Here is a 25,025-nt window from a genome sequence, read left to right on the forward strand (position 1 = left end):
AATCACTCAGCGAGCCATTTAGCGCGCTTGCCCAACTGGATATGTACGGATTTAATCTCGGTATATTCATCCAGACCATAGCTGCCGCTTTCGCGCCCGATACCGGACTGTTTAAAGCCGCCGGAAGGGAGCTCGGGGCCGCCGGCGATAGTGGTATTCACCCACAGTCTGCCCGCTTTCAGATCGCGGAAGCCCTGCACCGCCTTATCCAGATTCGACGTCCAGATGCTGGCCGCCAGCCCGTAGCAGGTGTCATTGGCAATGCCGATCGCCTCTTCATAGCTGTCGAACGGGGTAACGCAGAGCACCGGGCCGAAGATCTCTTCGCGGAAAATAGTCATTTCCGGGGTCACATCATCGAAAATGGTCGGTTCGATAAACAGCCCATTCCCGGTGGGAACCGCCTTGCCGCCGGTGAGCAGGGTCGCCCCCTCATTTTTCCCCTGCTCGATATAGCCGAGCACGGTCTGGTAGTGTTTCTCCGTAACGATCGCGCCAATCTGGGTGCTTTCATTCAGCGGATCGCCGCTGCGCACTTTCTGCGCGCGTTCAACCAGCTTCTGGCAGAAATCTTTATGGATAGAACGTTCAACCAGTAAACGACTGCCGCTGACGCAGCACTGCCCGGTATTGAACAGGAAGCCAAACAGCGTACCGTCCAGCGCGGCGTCAATATCGGCATCGGCAAAAACCACCTGCGGATTTTTACCGCCCAGCTCCAGACCAAGGCGTTTGATGTTTTTTGCCGACGCGTGCAGCGCCATCTGTCCGACGGCGGTGGATCCGGTGAAAGAGACCATATCGATATCGACATGTTCGGTGATCCGCTGGCCGACGACCGAACCGCTGCCGGTGACGACGTTAAATACGCCGTCGGGCAGCCCCGCCTCTTTAAGAATACCGGCCAACAGCAGAGTCGTACCGGATGTGATCTCGGCGGCTTTCGCCACCAGCGTACAGCCGGCGGCCAGAATATAGGGGTAGCGTTCTGCGCCAATAAAGAAAGGGAAGTTCCACGGCGTGATGACGCCGACGACGCCGATGGGTTCGCGAGTCACCAGACCCAGCATGTTGTCGCCGAGATTATTAAAGCTGTCGCCATTGATGCTGCGCGCCAGGCCGGCGGCATATTCCCAGATATCGGCCGCGCCCTGGATCTCGCCGCGCGACTGGGCGATAGGTTTACCGGTTTCCAGCGTTTCCAGCAGCGCCAGTTCCGCAAGGTTCTCGCGAATGAGCTGGGCGGTTTTCAGCAATACCGCCGCACGCGCTGCGCCGCTAATGCGCGACCATTTTCCGCAGTCAAAGGCGTCTCTGGCTGCCTTTACCGCCTCATCAACGTCTTCAACGGTTCCCGCCGGATAGGTGCTAACGACAATATCGTGGGCCGGGCTTTTACGGACAAAACTTTCGCTGCTGTGGCCCGTGGTCCATTTGCCATTGATGAACATCTGAAATTCACGCGCTTTTTCAGGCAGCAAAGGGTGGTTAACGTCTACAGGGTGAAATGTATTACTCATCGTCCTCTTCCCATCGTTCATAGCCTTCCTTACCGCTCGGTAAGAGCCAGCGAGTGATCGTTGTCATCCTGTCCATCGCATTTTTAGATGGGGACAAGATGGGTTGATTGTGTTTGGGTTTAACTTTATGTTTTATAAGTATAATGTTATTTATATATAACTATATGGTTACATATATTAGCATGCTGTTTTTGGATTGAATAAGGAAACGCCAGCCCTTGTAATGAAATTGTTAAGCGGCTAGCAGAAAGGAGATTAGCGAAAAATTTTTCTTGATTTCCGCCAATGAGTAAGGGTTAATCATCAGCCAGATCCGCAACCAAAACGATGTAATGACTAAATCAGCTACGGAAAAAACAGTACAGGTCCGTGACCCTGTTGCGACACAAAATCGGATCCTGAAAGCCGCGAAACGAGAGTTCGCGCAAAAGGGACTCGGCGGCGCACGCATTGACGTTGTCGCTGAAAAAGCAAAATCAAATAAGCGTATGATTTATCACTATTTTGGTAGCAAGGAGCAGCTTTTCCAGAAAGTGGTCGAAGATTCCTACCTTGATATTCGTGCCGCGGAAAAAAAATTAAATCTCGACAGCCTGGAGCCGAAAGAAGCGGTTGAAGCGCTGGTCAGGTTTACCTGGAACTACTACCTGAAAAACCCGGAGTTTCTGACGCTGGTGAACAGCGAAAACCTGCATCGCGCCGTACATCTGAAAAAATCAGTGGCGATCAAGTCGGCACAGAAATCAATGGTTACCCTGATGGAGGGGATTCTGCAGCGCGGTGTGGAGCAGGGTGTTTTCCGGGCGGGCGTTGATGCTGAACAGCTGGTGATCACCATTGCGGCGGTCAACTATTATTACTTCAATAATAAATATACCGGCGCCATTCTGTTCGATCGCAATTTCATGGATGCTGATTCCCTTCAGCAGCGCCTTGATTTTAACGTCGAAACGATAATGCGGATATTACAGCCCTGATATCCGCATCGCTTTGCTCATTCAGAGAGAGACGACCGCGGGGCTGTCGACTTTCGGGCAGAATTGCATACGCTGCAATACATCCTGCTCGAGGTTAACCCCGCTGACGATTGCCGCCAGCTCCACGCCTTCTTCCGTCAGCCGGAAAATGGCGCGCTCCGTAACGTACAACACTTCCTGTCCGCGTTTTATGGCTTCCGGCCCGCTGAAAGTGATATGGCGAACTTTCCGCACCAGTTTGGGAATTTGCCCATGGGACTCGATCTGTAAACGCGCACCCTGCTGGCACACCTGTAGGCCTTTTGCTTCGAAGGTGCCGCAGAAAACGACCTTTTTGGCACCGCAGGTAATATCGATAAAGCCGCCCGGTCCGACGATAGTGTCGCCCAGCTGCGAAACGTTGACATTCCCTTCAGCGTCCATCTCGCCCATGCCGAGGAAGGTGATATCCAGCCCGCCGCCGCTAAACAGATCGAACTGATCGAGCGAGCTGACAATGGCATGCGGATATTTTGCCGCACCGAACAGCGCGCCGTCGAGAAGCTGGCCGTTGTGAATGCCTTGTTCCACCATTTGCCAGCAGGAGTCGACCAGCGATTTGTCCGCCATGGCTGAGATCCCGCCGGGGATGCCGAACCCATAATTGACCCGCATATTTGGCTTCAGCTCCCGTACCGCCAGACCCGAGATCAGGCGGCGAATGCCCTCTGCCGGCGCGTCGAGCGGGTGTTCATCCGGCGGGGCGACCTGTCCGGAGATGGCCGGATCGTATTCGGCAAGATAGCTCTGCCACTGCGCCGGGCATTCAACGATATGGTCGATCATCACGCCGGGGACGGTGACCTTACGGGCCGGGACAAAGTGCTGATCGGCGGTGGATTTCACCTGGGCGATAACCATCCCACCGTTGTTGTGTGCTGCTAAGGCGACGGCATAAGTATCCAGCTCCGCGGGCTCTTCGCTGGTGGATATGTTCGCCACGACGTCCGCCTGCGATCCGTGAATCACCGCAACATCCACTTTAAACGGTTTGTAATGCAGCCAGGTTTTACCGTCGAGTTCAATACGCGAAACGATATCCTCGCAGGTGATGTCATTGCATTTGCCACCGCTTATCAACGGGTCGACAAAAGTGCCCAGCCCGACGCTGGAAATGACGCCCGGTCGCCCGGCGCCGCTTTCGCGATACAGCGTCATGATGATGCCGGTGGGCAGACAGTAGGCCTCGATCTCATTGTCGCGGGCCATTTTTTGTAGCTCGGAAGACCATGACCAGTGGCCGCCGATGATCCGTTTCACCAGTCCCGGTATAGCGAGGCGGCCAAGACCGGATCCTTTGCCATTGCCAATCCCTAAAGCATGAATCAGGGTGAGATTCCGCGGATGTCCGGTTTCGCGGTAGCGCGTCGCGATGGCCGCCATGACGTAGTCAGACTCCAGCAGGCCGCCGCCGGAGCCGGTGAAGGCAACGGTGGAGTTATCTTTAATCAAAGCAACCGCTTCTTCGACGCTTTTTAGTTTGCCATGCATGCTCGTTATCCTCGTTGAACTCAGTACAAAATAAACTAACTAGTTAGTTACAATTGCAGAAAGTAAAAGCCGGATCAACGTCATTAATGCCGCTTTGTTATCCAGGTAACATTTTCACAACATTCGTTTTGATATAACTATCTTGTTAGTTAATTAAACTCTAAACCTGCAGGAGCACAGACATGGATCCATCACAGAAGAATGCGTTTGGCCGTACCGCTGTTCAGGTTACGGCAATGGGTTACGGTGCCGCGCCAATTGGCAATATTTTCCGTCCCATCAGTGAACAAGAATCGCAGAACATGATTCGCCAGGCGTGGGACAACGGTCTGCGCTATTTTGATACCGCGCCGCTGTATGGCCATGGTCTGAGCGAAGCGAGGATTGGCCACGGTTTGCGCTGGTATCCACGCGATGAGTATGTGTTGTCCACTAAGGTCGGTCGTCTGCTGAAGCCGAAAAAACGTAGCGAAATTGATTCCGGGGTGTGGGTCAACCCGCTGCCGTTTGAGGCGGTCTTTGATTACTCCTATTCGGCAACGATGCGATCCATCGAAGACAGTCTGCAGCGCATGGCGCTGGAGCATATCGATATCGCGTTTATTCACGACTGCGATTTTTATACTCACGGGGATAAACAGCCGCACTACTTTCGTCAGGCGATGGATGGCGCATGGCGCGCGCTGGCGCAGCTGCGCGATGAAGGCGTGATTAAGGCGGTAGGGATGGGCGTCAATGAATGGCAGGTGTGCCATGCTGCGCTGCAGGAAGCCGACTTTGACTGTTTCCTGCTGGCCGGGCGCTATACGCTGCTGGAACAGGAGGCGTTAAAAGCGTTCCTGCGGCTGTGCGAAGAGCGTAATGCGGCGGTGGTGATTGGCGGGGGATTCAACAGCGGGATACTGGCGACCGGGGCGGTTGAGAACGCGAAATATAACTATGGCCCGGCCAGCCCGGCGATTCTGCAAAAAGTCAGCAAAATTGAAAACGTCTGCCGCGATTATCACGTCAGTCTGCCAGCGGCCGCGCTGCAGTTTGTCCTGGCTCACCCGGCGGTGCCCACGATTATTCCCGGCACCCGCACGGTAGCGCAGCTGGAAAACTGCCTGGAGTGGATTGCCGCGCCGATCCCGGATGATTTCTGGCGTACGCTGCAACAACAGGGCCTGCTGGATGAAGGGGCGCCGACGCCAGCCGACCGCAAAGCCTGAGTGACCCGGGAAGGCAAAAAAGGTGCTCATCAGGAGCACCTTTTTTTATTGTCATCCCTAAACCACCTCCTGGGGAGGTGGTGATTGATTCTGCCGTCTTATCCGTGCGGCGAAAATCTTACTCCTCGGCAATACGTAGCTGAATTTTCAGGTGCTGCGGATGAGCGAGCAGGGTGGAGAAAACCTGCTGAATATCCTCCAGCGGGTGAACGGACTCGCGGAACGGGGCGGTAATAAAACGTTGATGGCTCAGCAGATGCAGCGCCTGGTGCATATCTTCCCCCATCCCGGCCACGCTGCCCTGAATCCTTTGCTCCTTTAAAATTATCTCCAACGGTTTAATGGCTATCTCGGTTTCCGCATCGGTTAAACCGAAGGCCAGCAGCCGTCCGCCTGGGCGCATAAACGTTAGCGCCTGTTGATACAATTCCGGATGGCCGACGCTTTCGATGACCACGTCGGCGCCGCGTCCCTCCGTAAGCGCCTTGATCTGCTCCAGCGCGCGTTCGGGGTCGGTGATGACGCTATCCGCACCGCACTGTCTGGCGAGCTCGGCCCGCTGCGGATTCAGCTCCACGGCAATAATCGGCGCGGCGCCCAGCAAACGCGCCATCTGAATATGCATGTTGCCCACCGGGCCCGCGCCAATCACCACCACGGACTCTGCCACGCTGAGGCCGATTTTTTTACTGGCGCGCACCACGCAAGAGAAGGGTTCGGTCAGGCAGGCAACGCTATCCGCAATCTCATCGCCGATCGGGATCACCAGACGGGCTGGAATCGCCACATACTGCGCAAACGCGCCGTGGGTGTGAATGCCGAGCTGGCGGATCTCCGGGCAGTTCAGCAGTTCGTTGCGCCGACAATAATAACAGTGGCCGCAGCCGATATTGATATCGGCGACCACCCGCTGGCCCGGCGTCAGAGTCGAGACCTGGCGACCAATGGCAACAATTTCCCCGCTGAACTCGTGGCCGGGAATTAACGGCAGCTTATCCTGGGAGTAATGGCCATTATAGATATGAATATCGGTTCCGCAGATTGAACAGCGGGTGACGCGAATCAGTACCTCGTCGTCGCCGTAGGCGGGGACCGCAACCTGGCGTATTTCGAACGTTTTAGGTGCCGTCAGCACCGCGGCCTTCATTAATTTGGGGATCATCGCCTGCTCCGGTTATTTAACGGTGGAAATTTTGGCGCGATCGATGGTCATCGCGATCGCCGCAATCATCAGCACGCCGAAGAAGATCTGCTGCGCCTGCGCTTCGACGTTCAGATAAGTCATACTGGTACGAATAACGGCCACGATGAGGGTGCCGATAAGCGTGCTCAATACGCCGCCCACGCCCCCGGTCAGCGGCGTGCCGCCCAGCAGCACCGCAACGATGGCCGGTAGCAGGAACTGGTCGGCCATGGTCGGCGATGCGCCGGAAAGACGCGTCGCCAGCAGCACCCCGGCGGCGGCGGAGAACGCGCCGGCAATGGCGAAGGTGATAATCTTCACCTTGATAACCTTCACGCCGCTGGCGAGCGCCGCGGACTCGCCGGCGCCAATCGCCTTCATGTGGCGTCCCAGCGCGGTGCGTCTTTCCATCAGCAGGGCCAGCAGCAGCAGTACCGCCGCGATAATGATTTCCATCGGCAGCGTAAAGACAGTGGAGGTCATCCAGCCAACCGTCTGGCTGCGAATATCCCCTGGAATATAAAACGCGCGTTGTCCGGAAATGACCTGTCCGCTGGCATAGGCAATTCCGCCGACGGCGAGCGTGGTTATGAATGACGATATTTTGAAGCGGGTATGCACCCAGCCGGAGATCGCGCCGAACAGCGCGCCGACCGCCAGGGTGAGCGGAATCGCCAGCACGCCGGTTTGCGACAACAGAATGACCAGCACCACCGTTGACATACTGGCAATCGACTGGGCGGATAAATCTATGCCGCCGATATAAATCACAAAAGTCATGCCAATCGCCATAATAAACAGCGTCGACGCATCCTGCAGGAGCTGGAATATATTGTCGGGTTTAAGAAAATCCGGGTTATAGAGGCTGACGAGGGCGACTAATACCACCAGGGTCAGAATGGGTAAATAACGGGTGATTTTTTCACGCCCGGTTAACGGCGGCCGGGTCGGGCTGCCGGTATTATTTTTTGTCGGCACTGCTAATAAATCAGAACGGGTGATTTTCATGGAGATTTGCCTTAATAACCTAGACGAAGTGCTGCAATAATTCATATTGCTCCGGACGCTTCTCTTCACAGCCGGTGAACTGATATCTCAGCTGGCCGTCCTTAAAAATAGCGATGGTATGGGCGAGACCGATGGCCTCCTCCAGAGAATCGGCGATCAAAATGACGCCGCATTGTTCATCGGTGAAGTCGCGGACTAAGTCGTAGACATCCTCTTTGGCGCCGATATCGAGGCCGCGGGTAGGGTGGTCGAGCAGGATGATTTTCGCCTCGGCGGTTCGCCATTTAGACAGCACCACCTTTTGCTGATTGCCGCCGGAGAGCTTGCCGCACTGTGTATCAATGCTGGCGGTTTTAATCGACAGCTTTTTAACCCACTCATTGGCCAGCTGGCGCTCGTGATGCACCTGCAGCAGTCCGGCGCGGGAATAGTCCTGCAGGTTGGCGAGAGTGATGTTTTCCACCACCGACATTCCTTCGACGATACCCTCGATTTTGCGCTCGCGCGGGATATATCCCACCCCTTCAGCGATGCTGTGCGTGGGGCTGAATTTACGTACCGCTCTACCGTTGAGGAGCACTTCTCCCTGCTCGGGCTGCAGCAAACCGAAGATGGTGCGGATAATCTCTTCGGTACCTGCCCCTTCGGTGCCAACCAGCGCCAGCACTTCGCCGGCGTGCAGCGACAGCGAGACATTCTGATAATGGCCCGGTAATGAGATATTTTTTAACTCGACGAGGGTGGTCGCTTTATGAATGCCATGCTTGCGATGCTCGCGATAATAGCGTTCATCAATATCCCGACCGACCATCTGGCGCTGAATATTCACCACATCAAAACGGTCGCGGGTGAGCATATCCATGACCTGCCCGTCCTTCATCACGTAGATGCGGTCGGAAAGGGTCATCACTTCGTCAAGACGATGCGAAACAAAAATGAAAGAGGCCCGGCTTTTTAGCTCTCTGACCAGCGCAAACAGCAGCTCTATCTCCTGGGCAGGTAACACCGAGGTCGGCTCATCGAGCAGGATAATTAAATGGCCGCTGCTCCTCTCCTCGAGAGTTAAAACCTTCGCCAGCTCTACCAGCTGACGTTGGGTAAACGAAAGCTCTGAGGTGATTGTTTTCGGGTCGATATCCAGTTTGACTTTCGCCAGCTGCTTTCTGGCGGCCGCCGCCATTTTTTTCCAGTTAATCACCCCAAGTTTTTTAAACGGTTGTTCAAAGCCGAGGAAAATATTTTCCATTACGCTCAGATTGGAAATTAGCGACTGCTCCTGAAACACCATCCCGATACCTTGCATCATGGCATCGCGCGGTGAGCGAAATACCACCGGCTGGCCATTAATCAGCACTTCACCTTTATCGTGCTGATAGGCGCCATATATGATTTTCATCAGCGTAGATTTTCCGGCGCCGTTTTCACCGACTAATCCAACAATTTCTCCGGGATTAATTTGCAGATTAATATTTTGCAAAGCCAGAACGCCCGGAAACGATTTACCAACATTTTTGAATTCAAGCATAATCGTCACTTCACTATTTGCAGACGTTTACGATTAGTGACTAATGCCACCGAGATAATAACTAACGCGCCTAAAACGCCCTGTTGGATATAGGTCGGGAACCCGACCAGCACCATGCCATTGTTAATCACGTTGATAATCAGCACGCCGATCAGGCTTTGCCATACGCCGCCGTTGCCGCCCATTAAGGAGGTACCGCCGACGACCACGGAGGTGATGGCGATAAAGGTGTAACCGTCGCCCAGGTTGCTGGCGACCGACCCCAGGCGGGCCACCGCGAAGACGGCGCCCAGGCCGTAAAAGACCCCGGCCAGCGCAAAGCCGAGCACGCGAATACGTTTTACCGACAGACCGGACGCGTAGGCCAGGTGCTCGCCGCCGCCGACCGCATAAAAATTACGTCCCAGCGCGGTATAGCGTTGAATAAACCAGGCGCACAGCAGGGCCGCCCCGGCGAGATAGACCATCAGCGGGAAATCAAAAATGCGTTCGGTCAGCAGGAGCCGGAATGTCCGGTCGGGCAGGGGAATGCGTTCGCCGCCGGTAATCACCATGGTGACACCAATTAAGCTGAAACCAATTCCCAGGCTGACCAGGAACGAGGGGATTTTTAGCGTGACGTGAATCAGACCATTAATGAGCCCACAGGCGGCCGAAATAAGAATCGCTGCGGGGATCGCTAAATAACCGAGTTCGCTAAAGCCGCCCAGCTTCACCATAATAATGGCCAGCATCGAACCGCAGAAAGCCATAATGCCTTCAATTGACAGGTCGATCGAACCCATAATGATGATAAACGTCACGCCAATCGCGATCATTAACGGCGCGGCGCTGGCGGTCAGTAAACGCGAGAAATTACGCACCGATAAAAATCCGGGATAAATCACGCTGATGATGGTGCACAGGAGCAGCAGCACTATCAGCGGCGCCCATTTGCGCAAAAACTCTTTATAGCTTGAATGTGATGACATGTTCGACCTTCACTCATTGAATGTATAACGTCTTCATTGAGAATAAATATTCGCAGAAGGGGGAATACTATAATTTGCGATACTGAATGGGGCCTTTCGACGCCTGCCAGAAATTGTTCCAGTCGACCACCGGCGTATTCACGATATTCTCCTGATACCATTTCTGCGCGTCATCTTTGGTTATCATGATCGTCGGGCCATAAAATTCGCGATGCTCATGCGGTTCGGCGGATGGTTTGAAGCTGCCGATAGCCGCATGGTGAGCCAGGGAAAGCGCGATGCCGCCGGCCCAGTAGGGGTCAGTGCTCACGGTGCAGAGTATTTCACCGCTGATGCACAGCTTGACGGCGTCCGGGGTACCGTCGTAGGAGACAATGGGTATCTGCCCCGCGAGGCCTTCAGCGCGCAGCGCTTCAATAATGCCGAGAGTCATGCTGTCGTTGGAGGAGAAAATACCTTTGATATCATCCCCGAAGCGGGTGAGCATCGTTGACATCATGTCGTTGGCTTTTGACGTACTCCAGTCCGCATCCTGCCAGTCCAGCAGCTTGATATCCGGATTCTCCTTCAGCTTGTGCATCAACCCCGCTTTGCGTTCAATCGCCGGGACGTTAGAGGCGATACCGCCCAGCCCGACAATCCCGCCCTTTTTGCCCATCGCGTCAAACAGCAGCTGCGCGCACTGCTGGGCCGGTTCGAAATCAGACCAGCTGATATGGGCGACGTAGTTGTCGCCAAAATCCCACGGATGCAGATCGTCGGTTTTGTTCCAGATAGTGGTAATAAATGCGCCGCGCTGCTGACAGGCCGTCACCACCGCCCGGGCGTTAGGGGCATCGTTCGGATCGCAGCCGATCGCCAGCTTCCCTTCGGTTTTCGAGAGCAGGGCTTTGATATCAGAGAGCACCTTCTCGTTATTACCGCCGTTAATCAGACTCACCATCGGCGAGTTTTGCGTCTTCGCATAAGATTGCCCCCCGGCGGCAATCGCGTTCCAGTAGGAGTTATCAGGATCGCGATAGCCCCAGGCCAGAGTGAAATTCCCCCCTTCGGCAGCCATGGCTTTCGACAGTGGGCTGATAAGCGGGAGCGCAGCCATGCCGCCGATGCCAAGGGCGCTTTTCAGCAGGAATTCACGTCGGCTAATCACGCTTTTTTCAACGAATTTTTTAATAAATGACATAGCGATATTTCCTGTCTTTTCGGTTCACATGGAGGATCGTTTCTGGTGATAAAACGCGTAACATGTAAATAACTAATTACTTACAAGTTGAGGATATATCATCCAGGAAAGTAATTGGCAATGAAGGGGGAGAGAGACAGTTTGCCTGGCGTTTTCATCTGATTAGGAATTATCTAGTTATTTGTTTTTACTGATAATTTATGAATGTACCGTTGGCAAATGCGTCAGCGCCGGTGTGACGGTTCTTTGCCAGCGAATTACTCTTATCGCTATGATTTATATTGTTTTTGTTGTTATTTTTCTGCCGGTGGTGTTTTGCTTGCGTTTGGGAGATCAGTCACAAAGATTTTGCTGACGATCTTGCCCTCAACTCCGCTATCTACCTGGATCGCATATTTGACATTTGTAAGTAACTATTTATTTACAAGTGGCGAGGGCCGTCGCTATGATTTCGGCGTATGCTCAACCAACAATGGGACGAAAAAATGACGGTTAAAACACGACAGGTTGCGTTTATCACCGGCGGGGCTCGCGGCATTGGTTTTGAGATTGCTGCGAAGCTGGCGCAGGCCGGTTTTGATATTGCGCTGAATGATTATCAGGATTCCGCCACGCTACAGGCATCCGTAGCGCGGCTGGAAGGTTGGGGGGTGAATGCGGTTGCGATCCCCGGGGATGTGGCGGATATCAGCCTGCACGACAGGATGCTGGCGCGGGCGGAAAATGCGCTAGGACCGTTGACGACGTTCGTGAATAACGCCGGCGTCTCGGTGACCAGCCGCGGCGATCTCCTCGACGTGACGCCGGAAAGCTACGATCGCTGTCAGGCGGTTAACGCCCGCGCCACGTTCTTCCTCTGTCAGGCTTTTGCCAGACGCCTGCTGGCGCGCACCTGCCAGCCAGAACTGCACTACAGCCTGATCGTGGTCTCTTCTTCGAACGCCTCCGCGGCCTCCATCAATCGCGGAGAGTACTGCGTGTCGAAAGCCGGGGCGGCGATGGTGGCGAAACTGTTTGCCGCGCGACTGGCGCAGGCCGGAGTGCAGGTTTTTGATATCCAGCCGGGTCTGATTGTCACCGAAATGACCCAGCCCTCGCTGGCCATGTATCAACAGCGCGTCGATGAAGGCTTAACGCTGTTGCCGGAGCTGGGGACTCCCGCTCAGATAGGCACGATCGTGACCACCCTCGCCAGCGGGGGAATGCCCTATTTAACCGGTCAGGTGATTAGCGCCGATGGCGGAATGCTGGTTCCCCGTTTCTGATTTAAGCAGGTAAATGCGATGAAAATAATTATTGCCCCGGACTCCTTCAAGGAGAGCCTCTCCGCCAGCGCGGTGGCTGATGCTATCGAACGCGGTCTGCGCAGAGCGCTGCCAGATGCGGAATACGTGAAACTGCCGATCGCCGATGGCGGCGAAGGCACGGTTGACGCGCTGATTAATGCCACCGCCGGACAGCTGATTTTCGTCCCGGTTACCGGGCCGATGGGAAGGCCGGTGAACGGTTTTTTTGGCCTGCTGGGGGATGGGAAAACGGCGGTCATTGAAGTGGCCGCCGCCTGCGGTTTGCAGTGGGTGGCGCCGCAGGAGAGGGACCCGCTGATAGCGACCAGTTATGGGGTCGGGGAGCTCATTCGCGCGGCGCTGGATCGCGAGGTCGACAAAATCATTATTGGTCTGGGCGGCAGCGCCACCAATGAAGGTGGGATTGGCATGCTGCAGGCGTTGGGCTGTCGCTGTACCACCGCCGGCGGAGACGAGGTCTCGTGGGGCGCCGGGGGACTTGATCAACTGGCTGAGATTGATTGCTCCGGTCTCGATCCGCGATTAGCCGGGGTAACGTTCCAGCTGGCCTGCGATGTGAACAATACGTTGCTCGGCGAGCAGGGCGCTACGGCCGTTTTTGGTCCGCAAAAAGGGGTGACCGCGCACACGGCGCTGAGAATTGAAAACAACCTCGCCCGGGTCGCCAGCGTTCTCAGGGGCCGCTCCGGAACGGATATCGCCAGCCTCAAGGGCGGCGGTGCGGCCGGCGGAATGGGCGCTACGCTGCAGGGGATACTGGGAGCCGATATCTCCAGCGGCATCGATCTTGTGCTCAACACGCTTAACTTTGATGAGCAGGTGCGCGGGGCCGATCTGGTGATTACCGGTGAAGGGCGCCTTGACGCCCAGACCAGTCGCGGCAAAGGGCCTGCCGGCGTGATCAGCCGTGCGCATGCCCACGGTTGCCCCAGTATTGCGCTGGCCGGGTCGCTCGGCAGTGGTTATGAAGCGCTGTACGCGCTCGGGCTCCGTTCGGCATTTTCGCTGGTTCCTGGCATTATCTCCTATGAACGCGCGCTGCGCGAAGCCGCCGCTCTGCTGGAATCGACGGCGTTCAATATTGCCTCGTTGTGGCATCTGGCTGCGAGCCAGGCGGTTTGTCGCCAGCGCCCTCCGTTGAGGGAAAAAGCATGAATATTCTTTATCAGCCCGAGTTTATCCGCGGTTTTGGCACCTATAAACTGCGCGCAGAGAGATTAATGACGGCCCTGGAACAGGCTCTGAACGTGGGCTATCGGGCGATTGATACCGCGCAGATGTACGAAAATGAACAGGAGATTGGGCAAGTCCTGCGTCATCATCCCGTCGCTCGCAGCGAACTTTGTATTACCACCAAAGTGCTGCCGGCGAATTACTCCGCTGAGCGGTTTATGGCTTCGGTGGCGCAAAGCCTGGCGGCATTGAATGTTGAACAGGTGGATGTGTTGTTGCTGCATAGTCCGCCAAAGCAGGATTTCAGCGCCACGTTGCGTTTGCTGGAACAGGCGCAGCGGCAAGGGCTGACGAAATATATCGGCTTAAGTAATTTCTCTCCGCAGCAGATGGTAAGGGCACGTGAAGCCATTGCCGCGCCGCTGGTTGTCAATCAGGTGGAGTTCCATCCGCTGCTGGATCAAAGCGACTTATTGCAGGCCGCGGTCGCTACGCAAATCCCGCTCTCCTCATACTGTTCAATAGCCCGGGGGGAAGTGCTTAAATACCGGCTTATTCAGAGTCTGGCGGAATATTATGCCCGCACGCCAGCGCAAATTATTTTGCGCTGGATTTTACAGTCGGGCGTGCAGTCAAATACCATGTCCTCCGATCCGCAGAGAATGGCTGAGAACTTCGCGATCCTCGATTTTACGCTGTCCCATATCCACATGCAGCAGATAGCCGAATTAAAAAGTGCCAATTATCGCGTTGTGATGGTGTAAGCCGCGTTATGCGGCGGTGTCTGACGGGGAAGGCGAGTATCGCCTTCCCCGTTATTGTTTATTTTGACGCTGTGACCGTGTCAGCGTCTGGCTGGCGGCTAAGACGTGAAACCGAGTTGTTCCCCCACAGTTCCTGATAACGCAGACCGGTAATCTCCTCGAGAATACGCTGGTTTTGCGGACTTGCGGGGGCGAGTGGCCCGCCGGCGAGGCGCATTCTGTCGCACTCCTCGCGCAGTACCGCATGCGTTTTGATATTCAGCGTAAAGCGACGTGACGCCAGGTAACCGCCAATCAGAAGCAGAGTGGTGCCGAGACTGAGTACGGCCAGGATAATGTAATGCACCGACGCCGGTTGCTGTGGCTGGCCGGGATTAAAATGCGCCAGCTGCAGCAGAACGCCGACGAGCATCACCGCGACCGCCTGCGATGCCTTACGCGTCATGGTCATGACGCCGGCGAAAATACCTTCGCGCCGCAAACCGGTGATCGCTTCGTCGACGTCGGCCATATAGGTGTAGGTATTCCACGGGATATAGTTAATACCGCCGCGACCGAAGCCCGCTACCGCCGAGACCAGCATCAATACGGCAAGATGGGTAAAATCCCCGAGCCATAAAAAACCGTAGGTCAGGCAGGCAAGCGCAAAAAAGGCCACCGCCAGACGATAGGCCGGGGCGGGGCCCCAATGAATACACAGTGGGATCATGCAGAGTACGGCGATCAGCTGCATGATGGACATGATGCCGAGCAATTCGGAGGAGACGGTGGCGGTCTGGAACAGGACGTAGATGACGTAGTAGGTGAAAACGGCATTAAATACATCCTGGGCGATAAACCCGCCGAGATACATCCCAAGATGGGTGCGGAAGGCCTTCACTTTCAGGGTGGAGAGTGCGTCGCTGAAAAAACGCTTGAGTAAAGATCCGGACGCCGCAGGCGGCGCCTGCTGGTCAACGCTGCGCTCTCGTTCCCACGTATTGCAATACACCAACGTCAGGGCGATGGCGCAGATGATGGCAATCACCAGCCCGGCATAAAAGAAGGCGTGGGGGTTATCTTTTCCATACCAGCTAAAAAACAGGGCCGGCAGGTAGGCCGTGATGATGTACGACAGCTGGGCGAAAGAGATTCTGGCCCCTGAGAAGCGGGTTTTCTTTTTGAAGTCATCGGTCATTTCCGGAACCAGGGTTTCATACGGCACCAGAACCATGCTGTAGACCAGTTCGAAGACAAGGTAGGTCAACAGATAATAGAGGTAACCCATATCGCTGACCCAGATAAAACAGTAGGAAAAGACGGCGGGGATACCCGACAGAATAAAGAATTTGCGGCGACCAAACTTTTTCCCCAGAAAAGTATGGCCGAAGTTATCGGTAATATAGCCCATTAACGGACTGGCGATGGCATCGAAGACTCGCGCAATGGCGAAAATGGATGCCGCTTCAACCGCGCTCAGGTGACAGAAATTGGTATAAAAGAACAGCAGCCAGGCACCGGTGAGTGCCGTCGTTCCCATACCAAAAAAATCCCCTGAGCCGTAGCTGAGATAGTGTTTTAACGTGATTTTTCTTGCCATGATATACGCCTGTTATCTGAGTAACGAGTTCGCAGTACCATAGTTCACTGATATCTAAAAGTAACCAACTTGTTAGTTACTTTTGATCGTGGATCACATTTCATTAACCACCAGTCACGCCGTTACCGGCAGCAGGGGAACGTGAAAAAAGCAGCGGTCTACGCCCGATGGGCGCGGCGTGCATCCCGGGTAAATCGGCTGCTTAACCAAAACAGCGGGAGCTGAGCTATCGTCACCAGGAGTACACCGGCTAAGGGGGTCATCGCCATCAGCCCCTTCGCCACGACAGCACTGCCCAGCGTTTCACCGAGGGTTATCCCCAAATTAAACGCCGCAATATTTAAGGCTGAAGCAAAATCGACGGCTTTTGGCGTCCAGCGTTCAGCGGTGCTCAGCATGCCGGCCTGAAAAGCCGGTGACATCCCGAACGCCAGCAGTCCCCACAGGAATAACAGGACCATCACAGGCAGGCGCCAGGGTAATGCCACGGCCAGTAAAATGAGGGTGACTGCCAGCAGCAACAGCATCCGGCGTAATGCGGATGTCCAGCCCCGGGTCACCGTCAGTTTGCCGCCGAGTTGATTCCCGATTAGCGTGGCGATGCCAAAAATAATCAGCAGCAAACTCGCGGTCTGCGATGAAAAGCCGCTGATGTCGGTCAGGATCGGCGTAATAAACGTGAACGCGGCAAAGCTGGCGCCAAAGCCGGTGACGGTTATCGCCATCATGGCCAGAATTTCCGGCCGCAGTAACGCCGCGAGTTGCGTGACGGTTTTACCGGCCTCAGGTACGGCCAGCCGGGGCACCCAGATTGCCGTGGCGACCCACGCTATCACCGCCAGCCCGGCGACGGCGTAAAACGGTAGCCGCCACCCGACGCTATTACCGATCAGGCTGCCCAGCGGGACGCCGATCACCATGGCTAACGTCAGGCCGGAAAACATCAGGGCAATCGCTCGTCCGCCTTGCCCAGGTGGCGCGAGGCGGCTGGCCACGGTCGCGCCGATGGCAAAGAAACTGCCGTGCGCCACCGCGGTGATGGCCCGGCCTGCCAGCAGCAGCGGGTAGCTGTCCGCCAGCGAGGAGAGGATATTGCCGGCCAGGAATAGCGTTATCAGGCTCAACAACACCGTTTTACGCGCTAACCGCGCCAGACCCAGTACCGCCAGCGGCGTGCCAATCGCCAGTGCGAGCGCATAGAGTCCGACCAGTTTACCCGCCGCGGCCAACGAGACGTGGAGATCTTGCGCGATGGCCGGAAGAACCCCGACAACAATGAACTCAGCTACGCCAATGGCAAAAGAGGTCACCGCCAGGGCCCAAATCCCCGGATGTATTGGCGTTTTCTGACTCATCGTTCACCTGCGGCGGCCTGGGCGATAGACTGATCCTGTTCAACCGTGGCGCCCGCGACACCGACGGCGCCCAGTATGTCGCCATTCGTATCATGTAGTACCACGCCGCCGCCAAAGCTGATTAATCCGCCGTTGGTGTATTCCAGGCTATAGATGGCCCCGCCGGGCTGGGCGTGTTCGCCAAGGTCAATGCTGTCGACGCCAAATAAGGCGGCGGTGCGCGCTTTCTTGATCGATACGTCAATGGTTCCGGCAACCGCACCGTCCATACGCAGGAACTGACGCAGCAGGCCTGAATCGTCGACGACGCAAATTGAAACCGAAAAACCTCGCTCACGGGCCAGGGTTGAGGCACGTAAAATAACATCCCGGGAAAGCTGCTCTAATTTCATTTTCAAAACTCCTCGTGTTAACAGGTGTTTTGATGATTCCAGAACGGCCGGGATGAAGAAACAGGGGAGGGAGATATCCGCTTATTGTTTGATAATGTCAAACTTTCCACCGCATCAATTGTGTGACGAGGTGGTTGATTCGCTCTGCGCTCAGGCGCTGAGAGGGGCCGGAAATACCCAGCGCGGCAACAATTTTCCCGTGTTGACGTAGCGGGAGCGCCAGGCAGTGCAATCCGCATTCAGCTTCTTCGAGATCAACGGCATAGCCCTGACGGATAATCGCCTGCAGCTCTTTTTCCAGCTCCGCGGACATCCCGTCCGCCCGGCGCAGGCTGCGAATAATTTCCGCTTTATCGGCGAGGAGCACTTTGCCGATGGCTGAGGTGGTCATGCCTTCTCTGCGGCCACGCGCGCTGAATACCGGCAGCGGGCCGTTAGCATCGATGGCATCCAGGTAGAGGTATTCGCGCGTTCCGCACGGCACCGCCAGATAACACACCTCGCCGCTGATTTCCGCCGCATATTGCAGCAACGGGGCGAAAAAGGATTTCACCTCCTGGTCGGCATCAATCAGCGTCTGGGCAATGGTTCTTAAGCGCAGACCCAGCGAGTAGCGGGTGCCGTTACGGGTGATATACCCCATTGACGCTAAAGTATTCAGCAACCCGTATATCGTACTTTTATGCAGTGCCGACCGGCGGGCCAGATCGACTAATCGGGCATCGCCACCCTGCTCAGCGATGATCTCAAGGAGATTCATCGCCCGTTCTACGGACTGAATTTTACGACTTTCATCGATCATCGATGTTTCTCTCTGTTGTCGATCCCGACGCTCAATGGCGGGGCAGATAATGGGGCGAATAATGAATAAAAAAGACCGGTGATACAATACGGCGTGTCGATTGCCGCGCGCTCCTGTGCCGTCACTTTTTTGCGTAATTGAAAATGATATTGCTAACCATTATCATCATGGCGCTACGTGAATAAGGCTTATCCGCCAGAGTGATACGGGAAAAACAGGTGAAGAGAGAGTATCAACAGGGGAAGGATCATCCGTCCCGAAACAGGGTCCAGCGCATCGCGGTATCTTGCATGCTCTCCTGTATGGCGCTGCTGTACGCCGGAAAAAGCGCGGCGAAACCGGATATGAAACCGCTGGGGCCGAATATTGCCGATCGCGGGTCTGCGGTATATCACTTCAGCGTTCATCAGTTTGACTCTGCGGATGGCAAAAGGCACTACCGGGTCTGGACCGGCGTACCTGACACATCGCCGCCGCCATCGGGCTACCCGGTCCTGTATATGCTGGACGGTAATGCGCTGATGGACCGCTTGTCTGATGAGCTACTGAAACAGCTGACCCAAAAAACGCCGCCGGTGATTGTGGCGATTGGCTACCAGACGCCGCTGCCTTTCGACACCCGCGCCAGAGCCTACGACTATACGCCTGCCGTGCAGCAGGGGGCCGGGGCCGTTGCCGTCGGCCATTATACGCGCGAGGGCGGGGGCAGCGCGACGTTCCGCCGGCTGCTGGAAGGGCGCATCGCCCCGACGGTAGAAAAAAATATTAACATCGACCCCAATAAACGAGGCCTCTGGGGACACTCCTTCGGCGGGCTGTTCGTACTGGACAGCTGGTTAAGCTCCTCTTTCTTCCACTTTTATTATGCGGCCAGCCCCTCTCTGGGCAGAGATAATTTCGCCCTGCTGACGAGAATGGAATCGCTTACTAAGCAAGAGGCCTGCCACAAGCAGCTCTATTTACTGGAGGGCGACGACCCGTCGGGAAGCAGCGCCGCCGCCGGTGCGGCCGGTGTGCTGAGCAGAGTGCGTAACACGGTTTCCCTCCTGAAGGAGGAGGGGCTGGCAGCCACCTACTGGCATTATCCGGGGCTGACGCACGGGCCGATGTTTAATGCCTCCTTCCGGAGTGCTTTGCTGCATATCGCTACGGCTGGCGAGAGCGGTGAGCAACGGTGCGAACACCGCTAGCCCGAACGGTGTGCTCGGCGAGGCATCTCTCCTGACGCGCTGTCACTGAGGGGGCGCGAGGTGATAATTTAAGCGAGCCGCCGGCGCGGTCTGTCGCATCGGGGGGCATCTTCCTCCCGATGGCAGGGGCTGTTTCGCTGAGCGCAGAAAAGCAAAAAGCCTGCTCGAAAGCAGGCTTTTCTATGTATGGCTCCTCTGACTGGACTCGAACCAGTGACATACGGATTAACAGTCCGCCGTTCTACCGACTGAACTACAGAGGAATCGTTGTGGAGTCGTATCTTAGCGGCGAAAAAAATTTTGTCAAACATCAATTTGCCCGCAAATGTTCAACTGCCGCTTCCATCAACAATTTGTTGCTATTACCGACAATTAATAAGGAAAAATGTTTTGCAGGATCCCTCATTCTCTATCATTATTTGAAATGTAGTTTCAACTTTTCTCACTAAGGTCTCCTTTGAACGTCACCTCCGCAGTAAGCCAGGTCCTGGGACGCACCGCCTGGTTCAAAAAGCGTAAAAGTTATCGTGTACTTTACTGGCGTGAAATCAGCCCTCTTGCGGTGCCGATTTTCCTCGAAAACACCTGCGTTTTGCTGATGGGCGTCCTGAGTACGTTCCTCGTCAGCTGGCTAGGAAAAGAGGCCATGGCCGGAGTGGGGCTGGCCGACAGTTTTAATATGGTGATTATGTCGTTCTTCGCCGCCATCGATCTCGGCACCACGGTGGTGGTCGCCTTTAGCCTCGGCAAACGCGACCGGCGGCGGGCGAGGGCGGCGGCAAGACAATCGCTGGCGATTATGACGCTGTTCTCGGTTCTGCTGGCGGTCGCGATCCATGCATTTGGCCGCGAGATCATTAATTTTGTCGCCGGCGATGCCTCGGCGCAGGTGAAGGCCATGGCGCTGACCTATCTGGAGCTGACGGTCTTGAGCTACCCGGCGGCGGCCATTGCGCTTATTGGCAGCGGAGCGCTGCGCGGGGCGGGGAATACCAAAATTCCCCTGCTGATCAATGGCGGGATGAACATCCTCAACATCATTATCAGCAGCATCCTGATCTACGGCATTTTTTCCTGGCCGGGTCTGGGGTTTGTCGGCGCCGGTCTCGGGCTGACCATCGCCCGCTATATTGGCGCCGTGGCGATAGTTTGGGTGCTGGCAATTGGTTTTAACCCGGCGCTGCGCATCTCGCTGAAGAGCTACTTCCAGCCGTTCAATCTGGCGATTATCTGGGAAGTGATGGGCATTGGCATCCCGGCGAGTATTGAGTCGGTCCTGTTCAATGGTGGCAAGCTGCTGACGCAGATGTTTGTTGCGGGGATGGGGACCAACGTTATCGCCGGCAACTTTATTGCTTTTTCCTTCGCTGCGTTGATTAACCTGCCGGGGAACGCGCTGGGTTCCGCTTCGACGATTATTACCGGTAAACGGCTGGGGAAAGGGCAAATCGGACAGGCAGAGCGCCAGGCGTGGCATGTTTTTTGGTTATCCACCATCGTTCTGACGGTGATTGCCTGGGGGACGGCGCCGTTTGCCAATCTTATTGCCTCTTTCTACACCAGCGAAGAAGATGTCAAAGTAGTGGTTAAAGAGCTTCTGTGGCTCAACGCCTTCTTTATGCCTATCTGGGCGACTTCGTGGATCCTGCCCTGCGCCTTTAAAGGCGCGCGCGATGTGCGCTACACCATGTGGGTATCGATGCTGGGAATGTGGGGCTGCCGTGTCGTGGCGGGTTATACCCTGGGCATTGTGCTGGGAATGGGGGTGATTGGCGTCTGGCTGGGAATGGTGCTCGACTGGGCGGTGCGCGGCGTGCTGTTCTATAGTCGAATGGTCAGCGGGCGCTGGCTATGGAAATATCCGCGTAGCAAGATTCAAGTGGACGAAACATAACCATTTTTCGGGCGTAACGGTACTTTTTGCCCAAAGTGGAGAATAAATCGGCAAACGATTTAAATTGTGAAAACAGCCTTTGACAAGGCCCGGCGGCGCCGTTAATATTCGCCCCGTTCACACGATTCCTCTGTAGTTCAGTCGGTAGAACGGCGGACTGTTAATCCGTATGTCACTGGTTCGAGTCCAGTCAGAGGAGCCATATTTAAGAAGCCCGCTTAAGGAAACTTAAGCGGGCTTTTTGCTTTCAACGCTATCCCCGATAGCCGACCACAATCCCGCGTCGTCCTACCCACGCGACTGCTGGGCCCTGAGGGGGGCGCTGCTATCGCCGTCAGGCATTCGCTTTCATCTACTGACTTCGCCGTTCCCGCAAGATGTGCTCCGGATGCCGGGCGGTGGAAAGAGAGTGCCGATACCCGCCCCCAAAGCGACCGCCGGGATAAAACGATTTCCGCCTGGCGGGAAGGTCAACTCTCTCTATGCCTGCTGACGGCTACCGGCGGATTAAAGCCCGGCCTTAAGCCGCGATGCCGGCGCTGTTTTGTGCTCCAGTATTTTATCCACCCCTTCGATAAAACCGTCTCCTCCGGGGCCCACGCTTATCCACGCAGGCAGCGCCGGGATGGTCGCCAGGTGATGGCGTAGGGTACTCATACCGAGGGTATGTCTGAATCCGGCAAACATCGGGGCGTCATTTTCAGAGTCTCCGCTATAAAAGACGCTCTCCAGTCCGGCCCGTTCATCCAGGTGGTAAAAGGTCCTGAGGACGTGACGGCTCATGATTAACTTATCGTATTCCCCGGACCAGGCCAGCACCCATAGATTATTCACCGTGGTCTTTAACCCGGCCTCGTGCAACGACTCACGCAGCGTGTCAGTGCGCGCGGTATGAGCGGGCAGGTCAAAGGCCAGGCCGGACAGGCGGAAGGGCTGGTCTGCCGCAAGGGTTGCCCACCGGTATTGTTCGGTGATTTTCCGCGCAATCGCGGCGAGTTTTTCCTGCACGTCGGCCTGCTTGTCCGCATGCCAAAAATAGCGGTTTACCCCATGGCCATCGGCGGCACGCTGAAAGAAAAAGCCGCCATTCTCGCCGATGACGCCATCGACAGGCCACATTCTGACCATCTGATCGCACCATCCTGCCGGGGCGCCGGTAACGGGTATCACCCGGATACCGGCAGACTGCAGCCGCTCTAATGCCGCATAGGTGGCGGCGGAAAGCCGTCCGCGAAAGGTGAGCGTTTCATCCATATCGGTCAGAACATATTGCACCGAAGAGAAGAGTCCCTGTGATGCCAGCGCAAGCGGTCGCATATCCACTCCCAACATAAAGAAACGATGTTATCGCGCTTTGGGTCGCAGGCGTTATAACGGAAGGCGATGAGTTATACCGTGGCTGAAGTCCGGCGCTGGGAGAAAGCCCGCCGGTGGGCGGGCCGATGGTGGTCGGTCGCGAGACCGCTTTGTCGCTTTCTCTTTACCCGTAATGGCGTCGGATAAAGAGGGTGAAAGGTTAGCGGAACGGCGGTTCGTTGAAGGTACGCAGCTTGCGCGAATGCATGTGGTCACCCTCGGCGCGCAGCAGATCAATAGCTTTAATACCTATTTGCAGATGCTCGGAGATTGCCCCTTCATAAAAGCGGTTGGCCTGGCCCGGTAGCTTAATTTCGCCGTGCAGCGGCTTATCGGAGACGCATAGCAATGTGCCGTACGGGACGCGGAAGCGGTAGCCCTGGGCCGCGATGGTGGCGCTCTCCATGTCGATGGCCACGGCACGGCTGAGGTTGAAACGCAGCGCCGAGGCGGAATAGCGCAGCTCCCAGTTGCGGTCATCCGTGGTCACCACCGTACCGGTACGCAGCCGCTGTTTAACCTCTTCGCCAGGCATACCGCTGATTTGCTTGGTAGCGTCGTACAGCGCGCGCTGTACTTCGGCAATGCTGGGAATCGGGATATCCGGCGGCAGCACGGCATCCAGAACGTGGTCATCACGCAGGTAGGCGTGGGCCAGCACGTAGTCGCCTATGGTCTGGCTTTCACGCAGACCGCCGCAGTGGCCAATCATCAGCCAGACGTCAGGGCGCAGCACCGCCAGATGATCGCAGATGTTCTTGGCGTTCGCCGGGCCGACGCCAATATTAATGAGCGTAATACCCTGGCCATCTTTGGTGATCAGATGCCAGGCGGGCATCTGATGCTTTTTCCACGCCAGATCGGAAATGGCCTGTTCCGGCGCTTCCGTATCGGCGGTTATCCAGATCCCGCCGGCGCAGGAAAGCGCGATATAAGGGCTGTCAGGATCGAGAATCTGACTGCACCCCCAGCTCACGAACTCATCAACATAACGGGTATAGTTGGTAAACAGAACGTACGGCTGAAAATGATCGACCGGTGTCCCGGTATAGTGCCGCAGGCGCGCGAGAGAGAAATCGACGCGACGGGCGTCAAAATGAGAAAGCGGGTGATGTTCGGTGGGATGGAACAGCCCGTCTGCGGTTTCATCGCCAATTTGCGACAGCTCGGTGGTCGGGAAATGGCGGGTCAGGCCCGCGCTCATCGAACGATCGAGCGTTAAGGCGGAGCCGTCGATGACATACGGATAAGGGATTTCATGCTGCGATAGCCCGACGCTGATATGCGCGCCGTAATCCTGATACAACGACGTGAGCTGCTCCAGCAGATAGGCGCGAAACAGCTTAGGATTGGTAATGGTGGTGGTGTAGCAACCGGCATGGGTGAAGCGGCCCCAGGCCCGGGTTTTTAGCGCTTTATGGTCTGTGCCGTCCCACGAAACGGACAGCTGCGGATAGACAAACAAGCCGTTAGCTCGATCGTCGTCATCCGGGAGAACGCTGTGGTTGATATATTCGCCGATGGCTTTACGTAATGCATTGACCGAACGCTCATACTGCAGTTCAAGCTGATTCAGCGCTTGTTCCGGGGTCAGACTGGCGGCCTTGTGGTTCATCTTCGCTCCTTTTTTCAGGTCTGCTGACATGCTTGATAGTATGTCACAGACGGAAAAGAGCGAAGGGGAATTTCAGCCGTTCCACGGTGAAAGTGATTGAATTAAATATTGTTGCTGCAGGGTCGGGTGCTGATTTATTGCCCAGGCTGGGTGATTTCCGCCCAACGTTCGCTGCTGAAGTGCGTGGCTTTTATCACTTTTAATGTCATAGCAGGATTGTCATTGAGGCAATACAGGGCATTTGCCAGCGGCGTGAGTTTATCCCCACACTGCAAAGCGCATTGCCGGGTGGTGATTTCGGCAATCACCAATAAATGCGCGCTTTGTAATACTGCGTAATAGTCTTGTGCGTTCTTAGATGATTGTACTTTTTTTATCCGCCATTCCATAAGACATTCCCTGATCTGCGCTATTCCTGGCGATAATTGCCCGTTACCTCTTTTCTTACAATAAGAATAGCCTAATGGTTTAGGATGCGTTTAATCTGAAA

Annotated in this window: 22 protein-coding genes and 2 tRNA genes; 9 read left to right on the forward strand and 15 right to left on the reverse strand. The window is 55.6% G+C overall.

Annotation, left to right across the window (positions count from 1 at the left end; all coding sequences use genetic code 11):
* Window positions 1-2: 2 nt before the first annotated feature.
* Window positions 3-1,520, reverse strand: a complete 1,518-nt coding sequence (locus tag AC236I_RS08490; protein WP_032717865.1) for an aldehyde dehydrogenase family protein — start codon at window positions 1,518-1,520, stop codon at window positions 3-5.
* A 332-nt stretch (window positions 1,521-1,852) separates the two neighbouring features.
* Here AC236I_RS08490 and AC236I_RS08495 point away from each other — a divergent pair, with 332 nt between their 5' ends.
* Entirely contained in the window at window positions 1,853-2,497 is a 645-nt protein-coding gene (locus AC236I_RS08495) for a TetR/AcrR family transcriptional regulator (protein ID WP_004864459.1), read from the forward strand.
* 21 nt (window positions 2,498-2,518) lie between these two features.
* Here the strand turns inward: AC236I_RS08495 and AC236I_RS08500 are convergent, their stop codons facing one another.
* Window positions 2,519-4,027 (reverse strand): acyl CoA:acetate/3-ketoacid CoA transferase, encoded by a 1,509-nt coding sequence (locus AC236I_RS08500; RefSeq protein ID WP_004864457.1) that lies wholly within the window; start codon window positions 4,025-4,027, stop codon window positions 2,519-2,521.
* A 182-nt stretch (window positions 4,028-4,209) separates the two neighbouring features.
* Between AC236I_RS08500 and AC236I_RS08505 the strand changes: the two genes are divergently transcribed.
* Window positions 4,210-5,238 carry an aldo/keto reductase gene (locus tag AC236I_RS08505; protein ID WP_487608757.1) on the forward strand — a complete coding sequence of 343 codons (1,029 nt, stop codon included), beginning with the start codon at window positions 4,210-4,212 and terminating at the stop codon, window positions 5,236-5,238.
* Between the two features lie 118 nt (window positions 5,239-5,356).
* Here AC236I_RS08505 and AC236I_RS08510 read toward each other — a convergent pair whose 3' ends face one another.
* From AC236I_RS08510 to AC236I_RS08530, 5 genes are all read right to left on the reverse strand, one after another.
* Window positions 5,357-6,400, reverse strand: a complete 1,044-nt coding sequence (locus AC236I_RS08510) for a zinc-dependent alcohol dehydrogenase (RefSeq protein WP_064359035.1) — start codon at window positions 6,398-6,400, stop codon at window positions 5,357-5,359.
* 12 nt (window positions 6,401-6,412) lie between these two features.
* Window positions 6,413-7,429 (reverse strand): ABC transporter permease, encoded by a 1,017-nt coding sequence (locus AC236I_RS08515; RefSeq protein ID WP_004864451.1) that lies wholly within the window; start codon window positions 7,427-7,429, stop codon window positions 6,413-6,415.
* A gap of 19 nt (window positions 7,430-7,448) precedes the next feature.
* The gene (locus AC236I_RS08520) at window positions 7,449-8,954 is read right to left on the reverse strand and encodes a sugar ABC transporter ATP-binding protein (protein ID WP_004864448.1); all 1,506 of its coding nucleotides are present in this window, start codon (window positions 8,952-8,954) and stop codon (window positions 7,449-7,451) included.
* A gap of 5 nt (window positions 8,955-8,959) precedes the next feature.
* Window positions 8,960-9,925, reverse strand: a complete 966-nt coding sequence (locus AC236I_RS08525) for an ABC transporter permease (protein WP_088402035.1) — start codon at window positions 9,923-9,925, stop codon at window positions 8,960-8,962.
* Window positions 9,926-9,992: 67 nt separating this feature from the next.
* Window positions 9,993-11,108 (reverse strand): sugar ABC transporter substrate-binding protein, encoded by a 1,116-nt coding sequence (locus AC236I_RS08530; RefSeq protein ID WP_004864444.1) that lies wholly within the window; start codon window positions 11,106-11,108, stop codon window positions 9,993-9,995.
* A 485-nt stretch (window positions 11,109-11,593) separates the two neighbouring features.
* Between AC236I_RS08530 and AC236I_RS08535 the strand changes: the two genes are divergently transcribed.
* The 3 genes from AC236I_RS08535 to AC236I_RS08545 are packed head-to-tail and all read left to right on the forward strand — an operon-like array spanning window position 11,594 to window position 14,352.
* Window positions 11,594-12,373, forward strand: coding sequence for a 3-ketoacyl-ACP reductase (locus AC236I_RS08535; RefSeq protein WP_004864443.1), 780 nt, complete (start codon window positions 11,594-11,596; stop codon window positions 12,371-12,373).
* An 18-nt stretch (window positions 12,374-12,391) separates the two neighbouring features.
* Window positions 12,392-13,570, forward strand: coding sequence for a glycerate kinase (locus tag AC236I_RS08540; protein WP_004864441.1), 1,179 nt, complete (start codon window positions 12,392-12,394; stop codon window positions 13,568-13,570).
* Complete coding sequence (locus AC236I_RS08545) at window positions 13,567-14,352, forward strand: aldo/keto reductase (protein WP_004864439.1); 786 nt, start codon at window positions 13,567-13,569, stop codon at window positions 14,350-14,352. The genes AC236I_RS08540 and AC236I_RS08545 overlap by 4 nt, the downstream gene beginning before the upstream one ends.
* Before the next feature lie 58 nt (window positions 14,353-14,410).
* Here AC236I_RS08545 and AC236I_RS08550 read toward each other — a convergent pair whose 3' ends face one another.
* From AC236I_RS08550 to AC236I_RS08565, 4 genes are all read right to left on the reverse strand, one after another.
* Window positions 14,411-15,934: an MFS transporter gene (locus AC236I_RS08550; RefSeq protein WP_480040307.1), complete on the reverse strand. Its 1,524-nt coding sequence runs from the start codon at window positions 15,932-15,934 to the stop codon at window positions 14,411-14,413.
* A gap of 155 nt (window positions 15,935-16,089) precedes the next feature.
* Entirely contained in the window at window positions 16,090-17,286 is a 1,197-nt protein-coding gene (locus AC236I_RS08555; RefSeq protein ID WP_004864434.1) for an MFS transporter, read from the reverse strand.
* Window positions 17,283-17,678, reverse strand: coding sequence for a GlcG/HbpS family heme-binding protein (locus AC236I_RS08560; protein WP_004864432.1), 396 nt, complete (start codon window positions 17,676-17,678; stop codon window positions 17,283-17,285). Before AC236I_RS08560 ends, AC236I_RS08555 begins: the two co-directional genes overlap by 4 nt.
* 97 nt (window positions 17,679-17,775) lie before the next feature.
* Window positions 17,776-18,480 (reverse strand): IclR family transcriptional regulator, encoded by a 705-nt coding sequence (locus tag AC236I_RS08565; protein ID WP_015583964.1) that lies wholly within the window; start codon window positions 18,478-18,480, stop codon window positions 17,776-17,778.
* Between the two features lie 290 nt (window positions 18,481-18,770).
* Between AC236I_RS08565 and AC236I_RS08570 the strand changes: the two genes are divergently transcribed.
* On the forward strand, window positions 18,771-19,670 hold the full coding sequence (locus AC236I_RS08570) for an alpha/beta hydrolase (RefSeq protein ID WP_118859973.1): 900 nt from the start codon (window positions 18,771-18,773) through the stop codon (window positions 19,668-19,670).
* Window positions 19,671-19,857: 187 nt separating this feature from the next.
* On the opposite strand, the gene AC236I_RS08575 is transcribed toward AC236I_RS08570, so the two are convergent.
* Window positions 19,858-19,933: transfer RNA gene (locus AC236I_RS08575), tRNA-Asn, on the reverse strand.
* 6 nt (window positions 19,934-19,939) lie between these two features.
* On the opposite strand from AC236I_RS08575, the gene AC236I_RS08580 reads away from it, so the two are divergent.
* The 3 genes from AC236I_RS08580 to AC236I_RS08590 all read left to right on the forward strand — a co-directional run bounded on the left by AC236I_RS08580 (window position 19,940) and on the right by AC236I_RS08590 (window position 21,766).
* Complete coding sequence (locus AC236I_RS08580) at window positions 19,940-20,119, forward strand: DUF5951 family protein (protein WP_219173556.1); 180 nt, start codon at window positions 19,940-19,942, stop codon at window positions 20,117-20,119.
* Window positions 20,120-20,127: 8 nt separating this feature from the next.
* Window positions 20,128-21,564 (forward strand): EmmdR/YeeO family multidrug/toxin efflux MATE transporter, encoded by a 1,437-nt coding sequence (locus tag AC236I_RS08585; RefSeq protein WP_004864427.1) that lies wholly within the window; start codon window positions 20,128-20,130, stop codon window positions 21,562-21,564.
* A 126-nt stretch (window positions 21,565-21,690) separates the two neighbouring features.
* Window positions 21,691-21,766 (forward strand) — tRNA-Asn (locus AC236I_RS08590).
* A gap of 305 nt (window positions 21,767-22,071) precedes the next feature.
* Here AC236I_RS08590 and AC236I_RS08595 read toward each other — a convergent pair.
* The 3 genes from AC236I_RS08595 to AC236I_RS08605 all read right to left on the reverse strand — a co-directional run bounded on the left by AC236I_RS08595 (window position 22,072) and on the right by AC236I_RS08605 (window position 24,924).
* Window positions 22,072-22,881 (reverse strand): HAD-IIB family hydrolase, encoded by an 810-nt coding sequence (locus AC236I_RS08595; RefSeq protein ID WP_104896786.1) that lies wholly within the window; start codon window positions 22,879-22,881, stop codon window positions 22,072-22,074.
* A 199-nt stretch (window positions 22,882-23,080) separates the two neighbouring features.
* Entirely contained in the window at window positions 23,081-24,535 is a 1,455-nt protein-coding gene (locus AC236I_RS08600) for an AMP nucleosidase (RefSeq protein ID WP_103072752.1), read from the reverse strand.
* A gap of 134 nt (window positions 24,536-24,669) precedes the next feature.
* The gene (locus AC236I_RS08605) at window positions 24,670-24,924 is read right to left on the reverse strand and encodes a histidine kinase (protein WP_004864420.1); all 255 of its coding nucleotides are present in this window, start codon (window positions 24,922-24,924) and stop codon (window positions 24,670-24,672) included.
* Between the last annotated feature and the right edge of the window lie 101 nt (window positions 24,925-25,025).

The sequence above is a fragment of the Klebsiella sp. Sb-30 genome (assembly GCF_057652795.1).

Bases quoted from the DNA above. Each gene is read 5' to 3' on its own strand.
- AC236I_RS08490 (WP_032717865.1), bottom strand. From the start codon at position 1,520: ATGAGTAATACATTTCACCCTGTAGACGTTAACCACCCTTTGCTGCCT.
- AC236I_RS08495 (WP_004864459.1), top strand. From the start codon at position 1,853: ATGACTAAATCAGCTACGGAAAAAACAGTACAGGTCCGTGACCCTGTT.
- AC236I_RS08500 (WP_004864457.1), bottom strand. From the start codon at position 4,027: ATGCATGGCAAACTAAAAAGCGTCGAAGAAGCGGTTGCTTTGATTAAA.
- AC236I_RS08505 (WP_487608757.1), top strand. From the start codon at position 4,210: ATGGATCCATCACAGAAGAATGCGTTTGGCCGTACCGCTGTTCAGGTT.
- AC236I_RS08510 (WP_064359035.1), bottom strand. From the start codon at position 6,400: ATGATCCCCAAATTAATGAAGGCCGCGGTGCTGACGGCACCTAAAACG.
- AC236I_RS08515 (WP_004864451.1), bottom strand. From the start codon at position 7,429: ATGAAAATCACCCGTTCTGATTTATTAGCAGTGCCGACAAAAAATAAT.
- AC236I_RS08520 (WP_004864448.1), bottom strand. From the start codon at position 8,954: ATGCTTGAATTCAAAAATGTTGGTAAATCGTTTCCGGGCGTTCTGGCT.
- AC236I_RS08525 (WP_088402035.1), bottom strand. From the start codon at position 9,925: ATGTCATCACATTCAAGCTATAAAGAGTTTTTGCGCAAATGGGCGCCG.
- AC236I_RS08530 (WP_004864444.1), bottom strand. From the start codon at position 11,108: ATGTCATTTATTAAAAAATTCGTTGAAAAAAGCGTGATTAGCCGACGT.
- AC236I_RS08535 (WP_004864443.1), top strand. From the start codon at position 11,594: ATGACGGTTAAAACACGACAGGTTGCGTTTATCACCGGCGGGGCTCGC.
- AC236I_RS08540 (WP_004864441.1), top strand. From the start codon at position 12,392: ATGAAAATAATTATTGCCCCGGACTCCTTCAAGGAGAGCCTCTCCGCC.
- AC236I_RS08545 (WP_004864439.1), top strand. From the start codon at position 13,567: ATGAATATTCTTTATCAGCCCGAGTTTATCCGCGGTTTTGGCACCTAT.
- AC236I_RS08555 (WP_004864434.1), bottom strand. From the start codon at position 17,286: ATGAGTCAGAAAACGCCAATACATCCGGGGATTTGGGCCCTGGCGGTG.
- AC236I_RS08560 (WP_004864432.1), bottom strand. From the start codon at position 17,678: ATGAAATTAGAGCAGCTTTCCCGGGATGTTATTTTACGTGCCTCAACC.
- AC236I_RS08565 (WP_015583964.1), bottom strand. From the start codon at position 18,480: ATGATCGATGAAAGTCGTAAAATTCAGTCCGTAGAACGGGCGATGAAT.
- AC236I_RS08570 (WP_118859973.1), top strand. From the start codon at position 18,771: ATGCTCTCCTGTATGGCGCTGCTGTACGCCGGAAAAAGCGCGGCGAAA.
- AC236I_RS08595 (WP_104896786.1), bottom strand. From the start codon at position 22,881: ATGCGACCGCTTGCGCTGGCATCACAGGGACTCTTCTCTTCGGTGCAA.
- AC236I_RS08600 (WP_103072752.1), bottom strand. From the start codon at position 24,535: ATGAACCACAAGGCCGCCAGTCTGACCCCGGAACAAGCGCTGAATCAG.
- AC236I_RS08605 (WP_004864420.1), bottom strand. From the start codon at position 24,924: ATGGAATGGCGGATAAAAAAAGTACAATCATCTAAGAACGCACAAGAC.